This is a genomic window from Streptomyces sp. NPDC001922, assembly GCF_042891165.1.
Lineage (GTDB): Bacteria > Actinomycetota > Actinomycetes > Streptomycetales > Streptomycetaceae > Streptomyces.
Map to the genome: position 1 here is coordinate 384,272 of NZ_JBIASV010000008.1, position 15,736 is coordinate 400,007.

Sequence of the window (15,736 nt, forward strand, 5' to 3'; positions counted from 1 at the left end):
GTCAGCCCACCCACCCTCGGGAGACGATCCGGTCGATCCGGTCGGCGGCCGACCGCATCGCCGCGGCCGGTGAGGCGTCTCCGGCGAGCATCCGGGAGACCTCGGTGTAGAGGGCGGTGTCGCACTCGCCCCACATGGGGATCTTGGGGCGCAGCCCGATGTTCTCCGGCTGCCAGGTGGTGCGCACCGCCCGGGAGGAGAGCATGTTGGGCATCGCGGAGGGCCGGTGCTCGGCGGCGGCGACCCGCGGGTGGCGGTAGACCGAGGTACGGGTGGGGGTGCCGCCGCCGGCCTCGCTGGCCAGGCCCGCCCGCTGGGTGCGGGGCGCCGTGGCCCAGGCGAGGAACAGCCAGGCCGCCCGGCGCCGTTCCGCCGGGACGATGTTCGAGACCGCGATCCCGGTGCCGCCGTACATCCCGGCGGAGCGGGCCGGTCCCTTCGGCAGCCGCGCGTAGCCGACCTTGCCGGGTACGGCGGCCTCGTTGGCGGCCGCGTACTCGTGCCAGTTGGGGCACATCGCGAACCGGCCCGCCCGGAATCCGGCCCCGACGCCGTCCCAGTCCCAGGTGCGGGACGCGGGGTCGGCGATCCGCAGCAGCCGCTCGTAGAACTCGGCGCCGGCCACGGCCGCGTCCGACCGCAGCCGGCAGGGCCCGGGGTCGGTGGTGCCGAGCCGGCCAACCCGCTCCCCGTCGTCGAAATAGTCACCGCCCCAGGACCAGAGGAGGTTGGAGAAGTCGCACATCAGGGCGTCGTGCTGCTTGGCCTGGTGCCCGGTGCCGTAGCGCACGTCGTCGGTGCGGTCGTTGAACCACGCGGCGATCGCGTAGTACTGCTCCCACGTCGTGTCGTCCGAGGGCATGGGGTCGAAGCCCAGGTCGTCCGCCATCCGGTCGCGGTGCCGGGCGAACAGGTCGGCCCGGTACTGCCAGACCATCGTCGGGCAGTCGTACGGCAGCGCGAGCACCTTCCCGGGGTCCTCGAAGCGCCCGGCCGCCTCCAGATGGCTGGGGACGAAGTCCTCGAAGCCCCCGGTGAGCCGCGGGAGCGCCGGATCCTCCTGGAACTCCCGGAGGTCGGCGAAGGCGGGCGCGTACGGGGCCAGCACCAGGTACGGGTCCGCGTACACCACGTCGTACTCGCCGTTGCCGGAGGCGAAGTCCAGCGCGACCTTCTGGGCGAGCGCGGACAGCTCCAGCGTGACGATGTTGACGCGGATCCCGGTGAGCTCGGTGAACGGCCGCAGCCCGGCCACGATGGCCGCGGTGGGGGCGGTGTTCTCGGAGACGAAGTTCAGGGTGGTGCCGGCGTACCGCCGCCAGGCTCCGGCGTCGGCGTGGACGACGGCGTCGCGCCGGCCGCCGCAGGCGGACAGCAGCCCGGCCGCCCCGGCAGCGGCGCCGCCGCGGAGCAGGGCACGGCGGCTGGGCGCCGCCACCGGAGGGCGGGATGGAGGGGAGGGAGGGGGAGAGACCATGTGGTTGCGTCCCGGGGGAGTCGGCGGGGGCGAACTCTGACGGGCGACATTTTTAGCAGAAAATCGCGCCGCTGTTAACGCATCTTGCGAGAAGTTTCGGGTGTGCCTATCGTTCCAGGGGAGCGGGGGCACCTTTGTGTGCCGGCAGTCCCCTCCGCTGCGTGCGGGCAGTCCCTCCGCCCGGGCGCCCCTGGGCCGGGCTCCGTCCGTTTCCCCGACGGCGCCCGGGGCCGGGAGGCCGGTCGGGGTGCTCGTCGGACGTGCTCGTCGGGCGTGTTCGTCGGGGTGGCGGGGTTCCCTGGGACGGGGACATCCGCCAGGGTGCGATGGGGTGGCCGGAGCGCCTCCCTGCCGGGGGCGCCGCGCCGGCCGCCCGAGGACCGTGCTCCACCGGCCATGGGGCTCGGCGCCCGGCCACCGCTCAGGCATCACAACCGTCACAGGCATCACAACCGTCATAGGGCACCACTCGCAGCCGCCCACTCCCTCCCCAGCCACGGAGACCAGATGATCACTGTCATCGGCGAGAGCCTCGTCGACCGGGTGTACGCCGCCGCCCCGCTGCCGGAGCCGCTCTCTTCGGCGGTCGGGGACGAGGGTGCCGTCGGTGGCCGGGCCGCGGCCGGTGGCCCGGTGGCCGAAGACGGTCCGACCGCTGCCGACGACCCCGCCGCCGGAGAACGGGCAGCCGCGGTGGACCACCCCGGAGGCTCCCCGGCCAACGTCGCCGTCGGCCTCGCCCGTCTCGGCGCGCCCGTCACCCTGATCACCCAGCTGGGCGAGGATGCGAACGGCCGGCTGCTCCGCGACCACCTGGCGGCCTCCGCGGTCCCGGTGACGCTGGCGCCGGGACCGGCCACCGCCACCAGCACGGCCACCGCCTTCCTCGACGCGCAGGGCGCGGCACGCTACGACTTCCGCGTCACCTGGGACCTCCCCGCCCCACCGGACCTCCCCGCCGGCACCCGCTGTCTGCACACCGGTTCGCTCGCCACCGCCCTCGACCCCGGGGCCGAGGTGATCGAGGAGCTCCTCACCCGCATCCGCGCCGAGGCCCGCGGCATCACCATCAGCCTGGACCCCAACGTCCGCCCGGCACTGCTGCCCGCCCGCGACACGGCCCGCGCGCGCATCGAACGCCAGGTGGCGCTCGCCGACATCGTCAAGGTCAGCGAGGAGGACGTGGCCTGGCTCTACCCGGAACAGGACGTCACAGCCGTCGCCCACCGCTGGCAGCACACCGGCCCGGCGCTGGTCGTGGTCACCCTGGGCGGCGCGGGCAGCCTGGCAGTCACGGCGACCCACACGGTCCGCAGCCCGGCCCCGTCGATCACGGTGGCGGACACCGTGGGGGCGGGGGACGCCTTCACGGCCGGCATGCTGCACTGGCTCGACGGGGCGGGACTGCTGGGCGGGGGGACCGACGAAGGCCAGGCCGCCGGCCCGTCGGCCGGGTTGCGTGCCCTCGGCCCGGACGAGCTCGCGGACCTCCTGGACCTGGCCGCCACCACAGCCGCCCTCACCTGCACCCGCCCGGGCGCGAACCCGCCGACGCGGGGGGAGCTGGAGGACTTTAGGCAGCTGCGCGCGAGGTAGGGGGCGGCGACTCGTCCGGGTGGTCCGAGGACCGGCCCCGGGAGCCGGCATGCCTGCCTGAATCCTGCAGCGAGAGCTGTAACGAGCCTGGGGCATATTCACAACTCGCCTTATTGCATTGGCAGTTGAGTCATGCTCTGTACGCTGTGGAACGGCATTGACAGTCGAGCGGCGGATTCCGCGAGCGGGCGCAGGGGGCCTCGCAGCGCAACGCAGTGTGCGACGGGGTCGGCGGAAGTGTGTCCGAGGGGCAGTCACGCCGAGGCACTCACGACGCGTAGGGGGAAACCGGACAGTGGGCGAGAACACGAGGATCGACGATCTGAATGTGATCCGCGAGATGGGTGTGGGACTCGGCAGAATCAAGAGTGCGTTCGACGGCCTGTCCAAGTTGAAGGGGCAGTACGAGGACGACTTCGGCGAGCACGATCTCGCCTGGCAGTTCGGTGACTTCGTGGGGAACTGGGAACACCATCGCGAAGAGCTCGCTGATGAGATCAAGGGCTTAGCCGACATCGCCAAGGGTGCTGCCAAGGCCTATGACGGCGTGGACAGCGCCTTGGCCAAAGCCCTTCGCGACTCCGACAAGCAGAAGAAGTCCTGATGGGCTCGGCGCGACCGCGTGACTGGCAGCCCCTGGCGGACACCGACCCGATCCCCGGTGACCCGGACCGGCTGGAGGAGCTCGGGCGCAAATTACGCAGGACGGCCGACGAGCTGGAACGGCAGGTCCGTCACCTCAAGGCGGCGGCCGAAGTGGATTCCTGGGACAGCGACGCGGGCAAGGAGTTCCGCGAGAAGGCCAAGAAGTGCAGGGGCAGGCTCGAAGACGCACACAAGCGGTACGAGACGGCGGCTGACGCCATCGGCGACCGCATCGTGGATCACGGCAACGACTACGAAGCGAACGCGACCGCGCCTGCCGGGGCGTACGTCACCGAACTCCGGCGGGCGCAGCGGATCGCCGAGATCGCCCGCCGTGACGCCCAGGACGCCGAAGCGGACAAGAAGTCCGCGACCAAGGGCTTGGACGGGCTCTCCGGGAAGGACGACAAGGACCGGAAGTCCGCTCTGGAGGAGCGGGAGAAGAGCGCCGGAAAGTCCCTGGAGGCGGCCGAGGGGAAGCTCCGCAGGGCGAAGGAGATCCGCGACGCCGCCGCGAAGAAGGCCCGCGACGCCATTGACGACGTCATCTCGGACGACTCCCTGAAGGATGGCTTCTGGGATGACTTCGCAGCCTTCGTCGACGGGCTGGCGGACTGGACCGAGAACATTTCCAAGTGGGCCGGAATTGCTGCCCTCGCAGTCGGTTGGATCCCCGTCGTCGGTCAGGGCTTGGCGGGGCTGCTGGGGGCGATCTCCATGATTGCCACGCTGGTGAACATCGCCTGCACGGCGATCCAGGTCGGCATGGGGGACGAGTCGTGGACGGAACTGGCGTGGTCGGCCGTCGGCCTGCTGGCGATGGGGGCCGGTAAGGCGTTCTCCAAGGTGGCGGGGCGGTATGTGAAGACGGCTCTGCGGAGGATGCGCATAGCCAAAAAGAATGGCAGCGCCACTCCGCGACAGGTGAAGCGTAATCGTCAGGCATTGAATCGTCAGGCTGGGCGATCCGATCGACTGGACCGGGAGGACATTTCCAGGTCGCTCCGGGAGCCGGTGACAGAACCCTTCAAGGTCGCTACCTGGAAGAACGGATTCAAGGGCGGCTATCGTCAGTCGTGGCGTGAACTCAAGAATCGCGGGGATGGAAGCGCACTCAAGGGTGGCATCAAGTCCTTCTCGCTTGCCGATGCATCGGTTGCCTCCGACCTCAAGGAGGTGAAGCACTTGGGTAGGGATCTGGGGCAGTATGACGCCGTGAACAAGCTGACGCGCAGAGCGGCGGGAATGACTGCGGTGGGCTCGGGAATCACGGCCGGGGGTTTGTTCATTGATGAGGTTCACTGAGAAGTTAGGGTGGGAATCCATGGAAAAGATGGTCGAGAGGGCGCCCGGTCCGGAAGAGGACTATCTTGTTGACTTCGCTTTCGACGGAAATTGGTTGGCGCTGACCCTCCATGAAGGGACCAGGCGGGAAGCGGAGAAGGTCGCCGCGAACCTCGTGGAACAGTTCAACCCTCTGGAAATGATGGTGAGCAAAGCTAAGCTGCAGCAGGATTTGGCTGAGCTGGCGTTGAGGCTCCACAAGGACGACCCCATCTTTACGGGTGCTGTCTACACGGTGGGTGGTGAATTTCTCGCTGAGATGGTGGGGAGGGCGTATGGGGAGGACGAAGTGCAGCGGCCGTCGCCCGACGAGTGGCGCTCGCACCTGCTGGACTGGGGTGACGCGAAGCCGAAGAGCACGCCGGACGTGACCGAAATCCAGTTGCCTGTCGGCCATGCGGTGCGTGTGCAGGCCGTCCTGGAGGAGAAGCGTCTCTTCGGTCTCGGCCGCCGGCTCTCCGAGACGCTGCGCTACGCGGTCTGGCCCAAGGGGCAGGAGGAAATCATCCTCGTCGATGTCGACTGGCTGGCCATGCACCGCTCCGACGAGCTGACCTCTCTCGTCGACGAGCTGATGCCCACCATGCATCTGGTGCCCGTTCCGCCAGGAGCGGATGACGGCACCGGTACCGAGCAGGAAAAGCCCTGACATGGCATTGAAGACAGAGTGGACCACACCGCCGAGTGACTACACGATCTTCGTTCCCGCCGGGTGGTTCCAACTCCCTCTGGACCCCAAGGAGCGGGACCGGGGCATCATCGCCCTGGCCGACCGGCAGTTCGCCGGAGTCGATCACGCGCCGGTGCTCAAGGAACGCTTGATGCGGGACCTCCAGAAGCAGGCGAAGGCGGCGTTTCGAGCAGGCGGTGTCGAGCTGTACATCTCCCTGCTGACCGTCCGCGGACTGCCGCTGGCCTCCTCGCTGCTGGTCAGTCTGCTGCCGGAGGGCTGGCCCGGATGCCGTACCGCGCACGACCTCGTGCGCCGGTTCGGGGAGATCGGCCGACGGGCGGAAGTGACCCGGCTGGAGGCCGCAGGCGACGCCGTTCGTGAGCAGCACACGGAAGCTGCTGATCCTGAACGGCAGATGGGGAGCACCCTCGCCACGACAACCGTGATCTACAACGTCCCGGTGCCGGCGAGCCGGAAGTGGCTGACGCTCACCTTCTCCACCCCCATGGAGTCCCTGGCACCGAAGATGGTCGAACTCTTCGACACCGTGGCCGGGACGCTGCACTGGGAATAGGACCGCCGGACGGATGCAGCGGCCGCTGCCCCCTCCGTCAGCGGGCGCCTCGCCGATGCATCTCACACCGTTCGGCGAGGCGGCCCCACGGTCGCTTCGGTGCCCGACCTGGTACTCACCTCTGAAGGTCGCTTTCGGGGACCGGCAGTTCCGGGGCGTCAGGGAAGAACTTCCGAGACGAGGCGTACATCCCGTAATAGGGATACGTCGCAGGTATGGCCGCCCCGCGCCGCCGGGCGATGCCGACGATTTCGCGGTATCGGCGAGCCCGGATCCGTACGTTGCGCAGGGAAGGATTCCGCAGACTGGGACGCCGCCAGAGATACAGCCCCAGAAGCAGCCCGACCACCAAGCCAGTATCGCCGCAGATGAAGGCGATCTGAAAGGACTGGGCCTTCTGCGAGGCCACCAGGTCCCAGAACGGCCAGGCGCCGAGCAAGAGCACCGAGAGCGGAATGCTGGCCAGGCATCCCATCCCGCGGGCCCGCCGGTTGTCCTCCCAGCGGTGGAACAGCATCCCGTGCACGGCCCTGTCATCGAGGAAGTCGAACCTCAGCTCGCGTCCGTACCGCTCCGCCGCCGCCCTGGCCTCGGGCACGGCGGCGATCACCGACGAAGCGACCGTGCTGTGGACGCCGCCGTCATCCCCGATGAACTGTCCGAACCTCAGCCCATCGTGAGGGCTCATGGAGGTGCTCCCATCCTTGTCGGTGTCGCCCAGCGCGTACGGCGCTCGGTTCCGGCAGTCGAGGCGGTCAACGTCTCTCTCGTTCCTGCACGCGCGGCTCTGTGCCGGTCATGCGAGACCTTGTACAAGCCGAGAGCGGCGGTGGACTGCAACCAGTTCCCCGTAGCACAAGCTTGCGCCGTGAACTGCGCCCTCCGCAGCGTCACCGTCTCGTAAGCCCGTTCCCCGTAGCCCAGTTGCGAGTGAGGGGTACATTTCCCCGTGACGCTAGGAATGGAGCCACTATGCCCCACTACAGCGACACTCAGGGGGCCGGGGAGAGCAACGGCCAGAGGCTGGCCCGGCTGCGGATGCGGCGCCGTTGGACACAGCAGCGACTCGCCACCGAATCCGGCTACTCCCTCGCCGCAGTCCGCGCCTTCGAGCAGGGCCGCCGGGCCCTCGACCGGCCCGCCGTCGTCCTCGCGATGTGCCGGGCCCTCGACTGCCACCCCACGGAGATCACCGGAGGTCCGCCCGTCCCGCAGGGGTCCGATCGGGACGGGCAAGCCGCAGTCGCCGCGGTCGCAGCCGTGCGCCGCGCCCTGCTGCGGCATGGTCGCCCTACGCGGCCCACCGAGCAGGAGGTCAGCGAGGTCGACCTCGCTGAGCTGAGAAAGCGCACCGTCGTGGCCAACCGCCACCGACACGCTGCGGCGTTCGCCCACACCGGAGGCGAACTTCCCTCCCTGCTCCGAGATCTGCAGGTGGCCGCCGAAGTGTGTGAGGGCGGCGACCGGCGCACGGTGTACGGCCTGCTGGCATCGGCGTACGAATGCGCGATGCAGTACTTGTACAAGCTGGGCCACGTCTCGGATGCCACACTCGCGACCGAGCGGGTGGTGTGGTCCGCCCGGGAGACCGGTGACCCCTTGAGGGTGCTGGCTTCCCACTGGTACGACGCCGGAGAGTTCCTGAGCATCGGCGAGCACGACGAAGCCGGTGCCATCATCGACCATGCGCTGTCCTGGCTCGGGACCGTTCGGGACCCGGGACCCGAGGCCGTGTCCTTGAGGGGAGCCTTCGAGCTGAAAGCCTCGCTGAACCACGCCCGCGCGGGGGACGGCCGGGCGGCAGAGGGGCACTGGAGCCGGGCGCGAGGCGTTGCCGAGGAGCTGGGTGAGGACCGGAACGATTGGCAACTGCAGTTCGGCCCGACGAACGTGGCCATCTGGGGAGTCAGCCTGCCCGTCGAGCTGGGCCGGGGCAGGGAGGCCGTGGACCGTGCCTCCCGCGTGAAGCTGCCGGTCGATTACAGCCCGGAGCGCCGCAGCCATCACCACATCGACGTAGGCCGTGCCCACTTCTACAACGGCAACCGCGAACGCGCTCTGGAGGCGTTCCTGACAGCGGAGCGGCTGGCCCCACAGGCAACACGGATGCACGCCGGTGTGCGAGAGACAGTCGGCACCATGATTCGCACCCAGAGGAAAGGCCCTTGTGTCGAGTTGGGCATTCGGCTCGGCGTCGTCTGACCACGAGGTGCTACAGCCTGTAGCACTTCCGTCACCGCTCGGCCCCTAGCGTCCTTGTACAGCGCGAGACGCAGGGATCGAGCGGGAGGACACCGTTGTTGGAAACCGGCGAGGACAGCATTCACCAGGGCCCCGGGCCCATCGACGAAGCAACCATCCAGGACACCATCGTCCGGTCCTTACGGACTGCCTCCGGTCGTATCGACATGGCCGAGTTGATGCACCTCGACGAGCTGCTGCGTGGGCACATCGCGCTGCTGTTTCCCGAGGTGGAGGCGTCGACGGACCGTCTCTGGCGTGGCAGTGTCGCCTGGTACCAGCGGCGCGCCGGTCTGGACCGGATCCGGTGGCAGACCGCGGAGGGGCTGGGTGAGGGCCCGCTCGCCGCGCACATCCAGGTCACGACCCTCGCGCGGGACTGCCAGTGGCTGCTCACCCAGCACCGGGAGGAGCGCCCGTGACGCCCCGGCTGTGCAACTGGCACCAGGACTACACCGACCGCCCCACCCTGATCGCCCTCATCGAGACCGGCAGCGGCCCCGGCGCGATCCTCTACGCCTGCTTCGACTGCATGCGCATCTACCGGCTCCGGCCCTTCGACCCGGCCACGAGCGGCGGCCCCGTCTACCAGCGGCGCCGCACCTGAGACAGGGCCGTCGGCGGCGCCCCCCTGACGCCGGCGGCCCGCAACACCCCACACCCGAGGCCGATCCGGCAGGTGTCGTTCGCCTCGACGGCCGCTGCCGAAAACCGCCCCCATGGATGCAAGGCCAGATGCCGGGCACGGCTTCCTCTCCATCCCCCGGACCATGCATGTGCGCCGGAGAATTCCACGGCAGCAACAGCAAAGCGCGTGCAAGAGTGGACAGATGAAGACCATTGGGTTGATCGGCGGCATGAGCTGGGAATCCACGGCCGAGTACTACCGGCTGTTGAATGAGCAGGTCAGGGAGCAGCTGGGTGGCTTCCACTCGGCCAAGTGCGTGCTGTACTCGGTCGACTTCGCCGAGATCGAGCGGCTGCAGGTCGCCGGGCGCTGGGACGAGGCGGGCGAAGTGCTGGCCGACGCCGCCCGCTCCCTCCGGAACGCCGGGGCGGACATGCTGCTGATCTGCACCAACACCATGCACAAGGTCGCCGACCAGGTGGCCGCGGCGGTGGACATTCCGCTCCTGCATCTGGCCGACGCCACAGCGGCTGCCGTACAAGCCGCCGGCCTGAGCCGAGTGGGACTGCTGGGCACCGCGTTCACCATGGAGCAGGACTTCTACCGCGACCGACTGGCCGGTCACGATCTGAAGGTCCTGGTCCCCGACGCGGAGGACCGGGCCGTCGTCCACCGGGTGATCTACGAGGAGCTGGTCCTCGGCATCGTCCGCGAGGAGTCGCGAGCGGCCTACGGCGAGGTCATCGGCAGGCTGGTGGCCTCCGGCGCGGAGGGCATCATCCTCGGCTGCACGGAAATCGAGCTCCTCATCCGGCCGGAGCACAGCCCCGTCCCCGTCTTCGCCACCACCCGCCTGCACGCCGAGGCCGCCGTCACTGCGGCACTGGCGACGGGACGGTAGCCCGGGCCGGGATTGCTCGAGGCCGTGCAGCGGGCGGGTGGGGCCGCTGCTCGACGCTCGACGACCGCGGCAGGCCCAGTGGCACTCTCCCCCTACACGCTGGGGGCGCGGAAGGGGACTTGCCGACGGGTGGCCTCGTCGATCTCCTCGACGGTGAGGAGGGGAGTGGCTCGGGTGTGCAGGGCCCCGCTGGCCTTCACGGTGAGGCTGATGGCGGCCATGGAGACCGGGTCGGGGAGGTCGATGATGAGCACGACGTCGTCCTCCCCGAAGGCGAAATACACGGACTCGACCGTCCCGCCGAGGGCCGTGACGACCTGGTCGACGGCAGCGCGCCGCCCACTCGCGCCTTCCCTGAGCAGCCCCTTCGTGCCCTCGGACGTATAGGTGGCCTGGATCAGAAACTTCGGCATCGGGACGCTCCCTGCCCATCGCATGTCCGGTGTGCAGATGGCCTTCCCGCTGTCACACCGACCGCCACGCACCGAATGGCCTGATTCACCCGTTGGACGCCAATGCGGTGGGGGTGCCTGCCGGCGGCAGTCGACTCCACGTCGACGTAGCGGACGTAGTGGCAGGCGTAGGGCAGAGCCCTGAAACGACCAAGGGCCGACCCGGGAGGAAACCCTCCTGGACCGGCCGCTTCTGTCTGTGCCCCCGGCAGGATTCGAACCTGCGACACCCGCTTTAGGAGAGCGGTGCTCTATCCCCTGAGCTACGGAGGCGGGGCCTTGCGTAAAACGTGGATGAATACTCTGAGTGATGTTCATCCGGTTCCTGGCAAGGGAGCGGACCGCCGCGAGCGGCGGTCCCAGACAGGGTAGCGGATGGGGCTGGTGTGTGGTTGGCGCCTCGGCTCAGTTCATGATCGTGAGGCTGTTCGTCGGTCGCTGCTGAGGTCTTCTGTCTCGGTGTGGGCGTCGGAGTAGGTGGGGTCTTCTTGGTAGCGGGCTGCGCTGGTGGCGTTCTGGGCGAGGAGGAAGCCGAGGACGACGAGGCTTTGGGCTTCGGCTCCGAAGGCGATCATGCGGCGGTTCCACAGGGAGCGGTCGAGTTGGGAGAAGCCGGCCTCGGTGTCTTCGCGGCCGCCGTAGAGGGTCTGGTGGACGGCGGTGTTGTCGGGGATCTGGAGGAGATTTTCGGCGCGGTGGAAGCCGGTCTCGGTGTCGCTTTGGCCTTGGCTCTGTTCGCCAATGGTGCTGGTGACGCCGACGGACTCACGGTGCTGGTGGGGGCCGCGGGGACAGGGGATGGCGAGCAGGTGGTACCAGCGGTGGGTGTGTGTGCTGGCGCGGCGTTCGAGTTTGCTGACGGACAGGGGGATGAGGGTGCTGGTGCCGTCGTCGAGGAAGGCACGTTCGTGGACGCGGCCGCGGTTGGACCACAGCTCGTGGCGGCAGCGCCCGAAGTCGAGGGTGCGGATGTAGCGGGGGCTTGCGCCTTTGTGCTGTTTGTTGACCAGTAGGCGGCCGCGGCGGGCGATGACGTCGCGGTGCATGCCGCGCAGGGCGCCGTCGTAGAGGACGCCCATGCAGCCCTCGGCGGCGTCGAGGATGGCGCAGGCGAGGTCGAGGGCGACGGCGGCTTCGCCGCCGGGCTGGTTGTGGGGGACGTGGGCGTAGCGCAGGAAGACGCGGCGGAAGTAGCCGCGGTGGCGGGTGGAGAAGACCACGAACTTGGTGCCCAGCACCATCGCGCCCTCGCGGGTGTGGGCGTGGATGTCGGTGTCGGCTGCTGTTCCGGCCGGCGTTGCATTCTGTGCGTTGTTGCCGTTGCGGTCGGCGCCGCCTTCCTTCTGCCAGGAGGAGGCGGGGTCGACGCGGTGGCGGCGTACTTCGCCGGTGGTGGGGTCGACGCTGAAGGGGATGGTGGACAGGGTGGGGGATTTGGCGACGGTGCCGTCGCCGGCGATGAGTTGGTGGCGCTGGGGGCTGCTCCAGGAGCGTTTGGCGTCGGTGGGCAGCAGACCCTGGCGCAGGGCTTGGGCCAGAGCGAGGTCGGCGAAGGTTTCGCTCAGTTCTTCCAGGCGGGGGATGAGCAGGGTGCGCTGGGCGTGTTGCCACTGGTGGCGGGAGGGCCCGGCCTCGGGCAGGCGGGCGGCTTCGTCGTGGCCGAGGTGTCGGGCGACGCTGCCTCGGATCGTCGTCCACATGCTGGGTTCTTGCAGGTCGCCGGCGCAGTAACGGGCGGAGCCGTGGATGCCACGCAGGGTGAGGAAGAGCAGGTAGATGTAGGGCGGGTAGTGGGGCGGGCGCCCGCGGCGCGGGCCGGGAGCGGGAGCGAGGGTGTCGGCGAGGCGGTAGAGGTCGTCGAAGCGGGCCACGTCGGTGATGCGCTGGGAGACGGTGCGCAGGTCGGCTTCGCCGGCGCGGCGTGCGGTCTTCTTGCGGGCCGCGCGCGGGACGCGGTCGCCGAAGAGGTCATCAGGCATCGAAGTCGCCCCCGTTCGGTGGTGTGTGGTGTGTCGCCTCGGCGCGCCACTGGTAGCCGATGAGGGCTGCGGTGCTGTCGAGGGAGGCCATGCCCAGGTGACGGGCTGCGGCCTCGATACGGCCGGTGGCGGTGAAGACCGCCCGGCCCGCGTATGCGGTGATCGAGGCGGGCCGCACTGAGCGGTCGGCGCCCAGGCCGATGCGTTTGAGCACGTCGCGCAGGGCGACGCAGACCCGGGCCTGGACCTGCTCGTCGGTACCGCCTCGCACCGAGACAGCCAGCCGTAGCCGGTGCGGGGCTTGTTCGGGTGGTGCCGTCGCGTGGAGGTGGTGGGCGCGGGCGGCCAGCACCTGGGCGCTCCAGGCATCCAGCGGGCACCAGCGCGGCTGCGTCTTGGCCGAGCCGTGCATCCACACCCGCGCACAGGCCAGGTCGATGTCGCGGGGCGCGATGTGGCCGATCTCGCCGCTGAATCCGCCGGCCAGGGCCAGGGCTGCCGCGGCGGCGTGACGGGTGGGGCGGTCGGTGAAGTCGGCCGCGCGGCGTAGTTCGACCGCCTCCGCCTCGTCCAGTGGCCGGGTGGCGCCGCACAGACGGGCCGGCAGGTCGATGTCGCGGGTCGGGTCGGTGTCGGTGAGGGCGAGACGGCGGGCGGTGGCGAAGCACATCCGCAGCACGCTGCGGCGCAGATGCCGGGTGGACAGCGAAGCCGGCGCGACGTGCCGGTGACGGGTGCGGCCGTGCGCGTCGATGAACTGCGCCGCAACCGCAGCATCGACATCGGCGAGCAGCGGCGCGCCGCGGACGGCGGCGAAGGCTTCGAAGCGGCGCAGCAGCTGACCGAACCGGCTCAACGTCTGCTGGGACATCTCGCCGCGCGCGACGAGTTCCTGCCAGGCGGCCAAGACGGCTGTGGCGGCTGCGGCGAGCGGGACCTCATCGGCCATGTGCCGCCGCCGATACGGCGAAGCGGCCCGGCCAGCGGGGTGCCGGGGCGGGCGGATGCGCGGTTTCCGGCATGGGGTGACCTCCACACGATCGGTGCATACATGCACCGTGGGGAGGTTGGAGGGATTCGGCAACAGGAGCGGGCTGTACCGGTGACGGGTGCACCCTTTCGGGGTGCGGCCTGATGTGCTGTCAGAAACCTGGGCGAACTGGGCGGCTGAACATGGGTGCTGGTTCCCTTCCGGGGCGGGCTGACATGCTGATCGTTACGTGGTGGATGGCGAGGGGATCGAACCCTCCGCGGGCAGGATCCAGAAGCCGGCCGCGAGCACCAGCCGCCACCCTCAGGGCGCCGGTCCACTCGGACCGGCGCCCTTGTGGTTCCGGGCGGTCAGGCGGTCGGTGCCAGGGCGCCGCGCAGCGTCTGCAGGATGCCTTCGAGGAAGGCGCTGTAGCGGGCGTCGGGCAGCTCCTGGATCTCCTGGCGGGACATGCCGAGCAGCAGAGCGGCACCGGCGATGCTCCGGGAGTCAGCGGCGTCGGCGCGGGTGCCGTCCGCAGCGCTGCCGTCTCGGTCCTTGCCCCCCGCCCCCTCCTCCTGCCCCGCGCCTTCCTCCTGGCCTTCCTTGCCCTCCTGTTCACCGCTCGAGTCCTGTGACTGCGGTGGCCTAGGGGCGTGCCGGCCGGGCAGGTGGACTTCGAGCCGCTCCTCGTCGCGTTCCACGATCAAGGCGATCTCCAGCCACTCGACCATGTAGTGGCCGCGCATGGGCACACCGGGCAGGCCGGCGCGCAGCAGGCGGGCCAATTCCTCCTGCCGCACGGGCCCGCGGGCCAGATGGCGACTCGCCGCGGCGGCCGACCAGTGCGCGGCGAGAAGCGGCGAAGTACCTGTCGAGCCTGGTCCCGGTCCCGTCGCCACGCGTCGGCGAAGGCCCGCCCCCGCTCGGTGATCGCGTACTGGCCCCGGCCGGCCTCGACCAGCCCGATGTCGGCCAGGAACGCCATACAGTCGCCGACGGTGGCCGCACCGATGCCGACATGCTCCGCCAGCGCCGCCCGCTGCACCGGGGCGGTACCGATGACGAGCTCGGCGAGCCCCAGAAAGACGTTGACCTGCTTGCGGGGATTCGCGCGGTAGCTGGGCAGCGTGCGACGTGCAGGCGACTTATCAGCACGCCGTTGGCCGCGGTGTTTTGCGGATGTGCGGGAGTCCGCGTTCCGGTCGCTACCGGAATCTGCGCGATGAGAGGGAGAAAAAGACACGTTGAGCCCAATTCCTGGCCCGATGGGGCCGAATTCCTGTGAGGCTCTCGCACCTGCACCGAAAGGCACATAGAATCAAGGCGATGCGTGAGCCCAAGACCGCGTATCCACGTGCCGCCGAATCGACCTCGGCGGCACGTACGCGTGTGCGGACGTTTTCGACGTGGCGTCCTTGCGCTACGCATCACCGCCCGCGGCCCCGGATGCCATCGCGTAGACCCCGCCTGTCCGGGTCAGTGTCCCGTTGGTGACCATCCGGCTCAACTCCCGGCGCAAGCTGCCGAGCTTGACGTCCGGGCGTGTGGTCTCCATGTGGTGGGTGATCTCTTCCCGGGCGGCGTGGAGGCGCGGGCGGAGGAAGGCCACAATCTCCTGGGCGATCGTCCGCGGCCGCCCCTCAGGGACACCCGCGGTGCGATCCCCGTCCGTTGCCGAGCTCTGGTCCGCCGCCGGCAGTAGCTCCTCGGCGCCGCGCACGACACGCTGGGAGACCTCAGCCCGCGTGATCGCCGAGTCGAACGCTGAGCGGGCCGCTGACAGTTCTTTCTCCGCCCGGGCGAGTCGGCCCTTCGCCTGCGTCAGCAGCGATGCGTCGTCTGCAGCCAACGATCTCAGCTGATCGAGGACGGCCAGTGCCCGATGCGACCGCATGGAAGAACCTCCCCACAGGTATCCGGAATTCAGCGAAACACTGAGGAGCGTATCCAGCGACTTCTCAGTCCCGTAGATCTTCTCCCGGAAATGCCTCCTCAACGCCACAGTCGGCGAGGCAAATCCGCATCGAACGAAATCCGAAATGGAATGGGTCGCCCCATGCGAGAAAGCAGCATTTCGCGCCTCACATGGCCTCTGGCCTGGTCTTTCAATCCATTGCCTCAGTTACTCACTGTCAGTGTGGCGGACGCTGAAAAAGGAGGGGGCGCACGGTAGTGAAACGGGCGCTTACGCAGTGGCGGGGAAGCCCGGCCGTCCGGCGGCAGTGAGTGAAGCCTGTGAGCCGGTGCGGTGCT

At 69.4% G+C, this 15,736-nt stretch carries 16 protein-coding genes and 1 tRNA gene; 9 read left to right on the forward strand and 8 right to left on the reverse strand.

All coding sequences use genetic code 11. The annotated features are described in order from the left end of the window. Position 1 precedes the first annotated feature (1 nt). Entirely contained in the window at positions 2 to 1,438 is a 1,437-nt protein-coding gene (locus tag ACFYYR_RS17510) for an extracellular solute-binding protein (protein WP_388853433.1), read from the reverse strand. A 546-nt stretch (positions 1,439 to 1,984) separates the two neighbouring features. Between ACFYYR_RS17510 and ACFYYR_RS17515 the strand changes: the two genes are divergently transcribed. The 5 genes from ACFYYR_RS17515 (at position 1,985) to ACFYYR_RS17535 (ending at position 6,309) form a co-directional block, all read left to right on the forward strand. Next, the gene (locus tag ACFYYR_RS17515) at positions 1,985 to 3,073 is read left to right on the forward strand and encodes a carbohydrate kinase (protein ID WP_388853436.1); all 1,089 of its coding nucleotides are present in this window, start codon (positions 1,985 to 1,987) and stop codon (positions 3,071 to 3,073) included. 295 nt (positions 3,074 to 3,368) lie between these two features. Further along, positions 3,369 to 3,677 carry a hypothetical protein gene (locus tag ACFYYR_RS17520; RefSeq protein WP_388853439.1) on the forward strand — a complete coding sequence of 103 codons (309 nt, stop codon included), beginning with the start codon at positions 3,369 to 3,371 and terminating at the stop codon, positions 3,675 to 3,677. Further along, positions 3,677 to 5,023, forward strand: coding sequence for a hypothetical protein (locus tag ACFYYR_RS17525; RefSeq protein ID WP_388853442.1), 1,347 nt, complete (start codon positions 3,677 to 3,679; stop codon positions 5,021 to 5,023). The genes ACFYYR_RS17520 and ACFYYR_RS17525 overlap by 1 nt, the downstream gene beginning before the upstream one ends. A gap of 19 nt (positions 5,024 to 5,042) precedes the next feature. Beyond that, the gene (locus ACFYYR_RS17530; RefSeq protein ID WP_388853445.1) at positions 5,043 to 5,711 is read left to right on the forward strand and encodes a hypothetical protein; all 669 of its coding nucleotides are present in this window, start codon (positions 5,043 to 5,045) and stop codon (positions 5,709 to 5,711) included. A gap of 1 nt (position 5,712) precedes the next feature. After that, the gene (locus ACFYYR_RS17535) at positions 5,713 to 6,309 is read left to right on the forward strand and encodes a hypothetical protein (RefSeq protein ID WP_388853448.1); all 597 of its coding nucleotides are present in this window, start codon (positions 5,713 to 5,715) and stop codon (positions 6,307 to 6,309) included. A 115-nt stretch (positions 6,310 to 6,424) separates the two neighbouring features. Here ACFYYR_RS17535 and ACFYYR_RS17540 read toward each other — a convergent pair whose 3' ends face one another. Further along, positions 6,425 to 6,997: a hypothetical protein gene (locus ACFYYR_RS17540; protein WP_388853451.1), complete on the reverse strand. Its 573-nt coding sequence runs from the start codon at positions 6,995 to 6,997 to the stop codon at positions 6,425 to 6,427. A 284-nt stretch (positions 6,998 to 7,281) separates the two neighbouring features. Here ACFYYR_RS17540 and ACFYYR_RS17545 point away from each other — a divergent pair, with 284 nt between their 5' ends. From ACFYYR_RS17545 to ACFYYR_RS17560, 4 genes are all read left to right on the forward strand, one after another. Continuing rightward, positions 7,282 to 8,511 carry a helix-turn-helix domain-containing protein gene (locus tag ACFYYR_RS17545; RefSeq protein ID WP_388853454.1) on the forward strand — a complete coding sequence of 410 codons (1,230 nt, stop codon included), beginning with the start codon at positions 7,282 to 7,284 and terminating at the stop codon, positions 8,509 to 8,511. A 98-nt stretch (positions 8,512 to 8,609) separates the two neighbouring features. Continuing rightward, positions 8,610 to 8,972 carry a DUF6415 family natural product biosynthesis protein gene (locus tag ACFYYR_RS17550; protein ID WP_388853457.1) on the forward strand — a complete coding sequence of 121 codons (363 nt, stop codon included), beginning with the start codon at positions 8,610 to 8,612 and terminating at the stop codon, positions 8,970 to 8,972. Beyond that, complete coding sequence (locus ACFYYR_RS17555; protein ID WP_388853460.1) at positions 8,969 to 9,157, forward strand: hypothetical protein; 189 nt, start codon at positions 8,969 to 8,971, stop codon at positions 9,155 to 9,157. The genes ACFYYR_RS17550 and ACFYYR_RS17555 overlap by 4 nt, the downstream gene beginning before the upstream one ends. 223 nt (positions 9,158 to 9,380) lie before the next feature. Next, positions 9,381 to 10,079 (forward strand): aspartate/glutamate racemase family protein, encoded by a 699-nt coding sequence (locus ACFYYR_RS17560; protein WP_388853463.1) that lies wholly within the window; start codon positions 9,381 to 9,383, stop codon positions 10,077 to 10,079. 92 nt (positions 10,080 to 10,171) lie between these two features. Here ACFYYR_RS17560 and ACFYYR_RS17565 read toward each other — a convergent pair whose 3' ends face one another. The 6 genes from ACFYYR_RS17565 to ACFYYR_RS17590 form a co-directional block, all read right to left on the reverse strand. Then, on the reverse strand, positions 10,172 to 10,492 hold the full coding sequence (locus tag ACFYYR_RS17565) for a GYD domain-containing protein (protein ID WP_388853466.1): 321 nt from the start codon (positions 10,490 to 10,492) through the stop codon (positions 10,172 to 10,174). Between the two features lie 239 nt (positions 10,493 to 10,731). Continuing rightward, a tRNA-Arg gene (locus tag ACFYYR_RS17570) sits at positions 10,732 to 10,804 on the reverse strand. A 137-nt stretch (positions 10,805 to 10,941) separates the two neighbouring features. Continuing rightward, entirely contained in the window at positions 10,942 to 12,510 is a 1,569-nt protein-coding gene (locus ACFYYR_RS17575; protein ID WP_388853469.1) for a hypothetical protein, read from the reverse strand. Then, positions 12,503 to 13,459, reverse strand: coding sequence for a hypothetical protein (locus tag ACFYYR_RS17580; protein WP_388853472.1), 957 nt, complete (start codon positions 13,457 to 13,459; stop codon positions 12,503 to 12,505). Before ACFYYR_RS17580 ends, ACFYYR_RS17575 begins: the two co-directional genes overlap by 8 nt. A 392-nt stretch (positions 13,460 to 13,851) precedes the next feature. After that, on the reverse strand, positions 13,852 to 14,268 hold the full coding sequence (locus ACFYYR_RS17585) for a hypothetical protein (RefSeq protein ID WP_388853475.1): 417 nt from the start codon (positions 14,266 to 14,268) through the stop codon (positions 13,852 to 13,854). 635 nt (positions 14,269 to 14,903) lie between these two features. Further along, entirely contained in the window at positions 14,904 to 15,332 is a 429-nt protein-coding gene (locus ACFYYR_RS17590) for a hypothetical protein (protein ID WP_388853478.1), read from the reverse strand. Positions 15,333 to 15,736 lie beyond the last annotated feature (404 nt).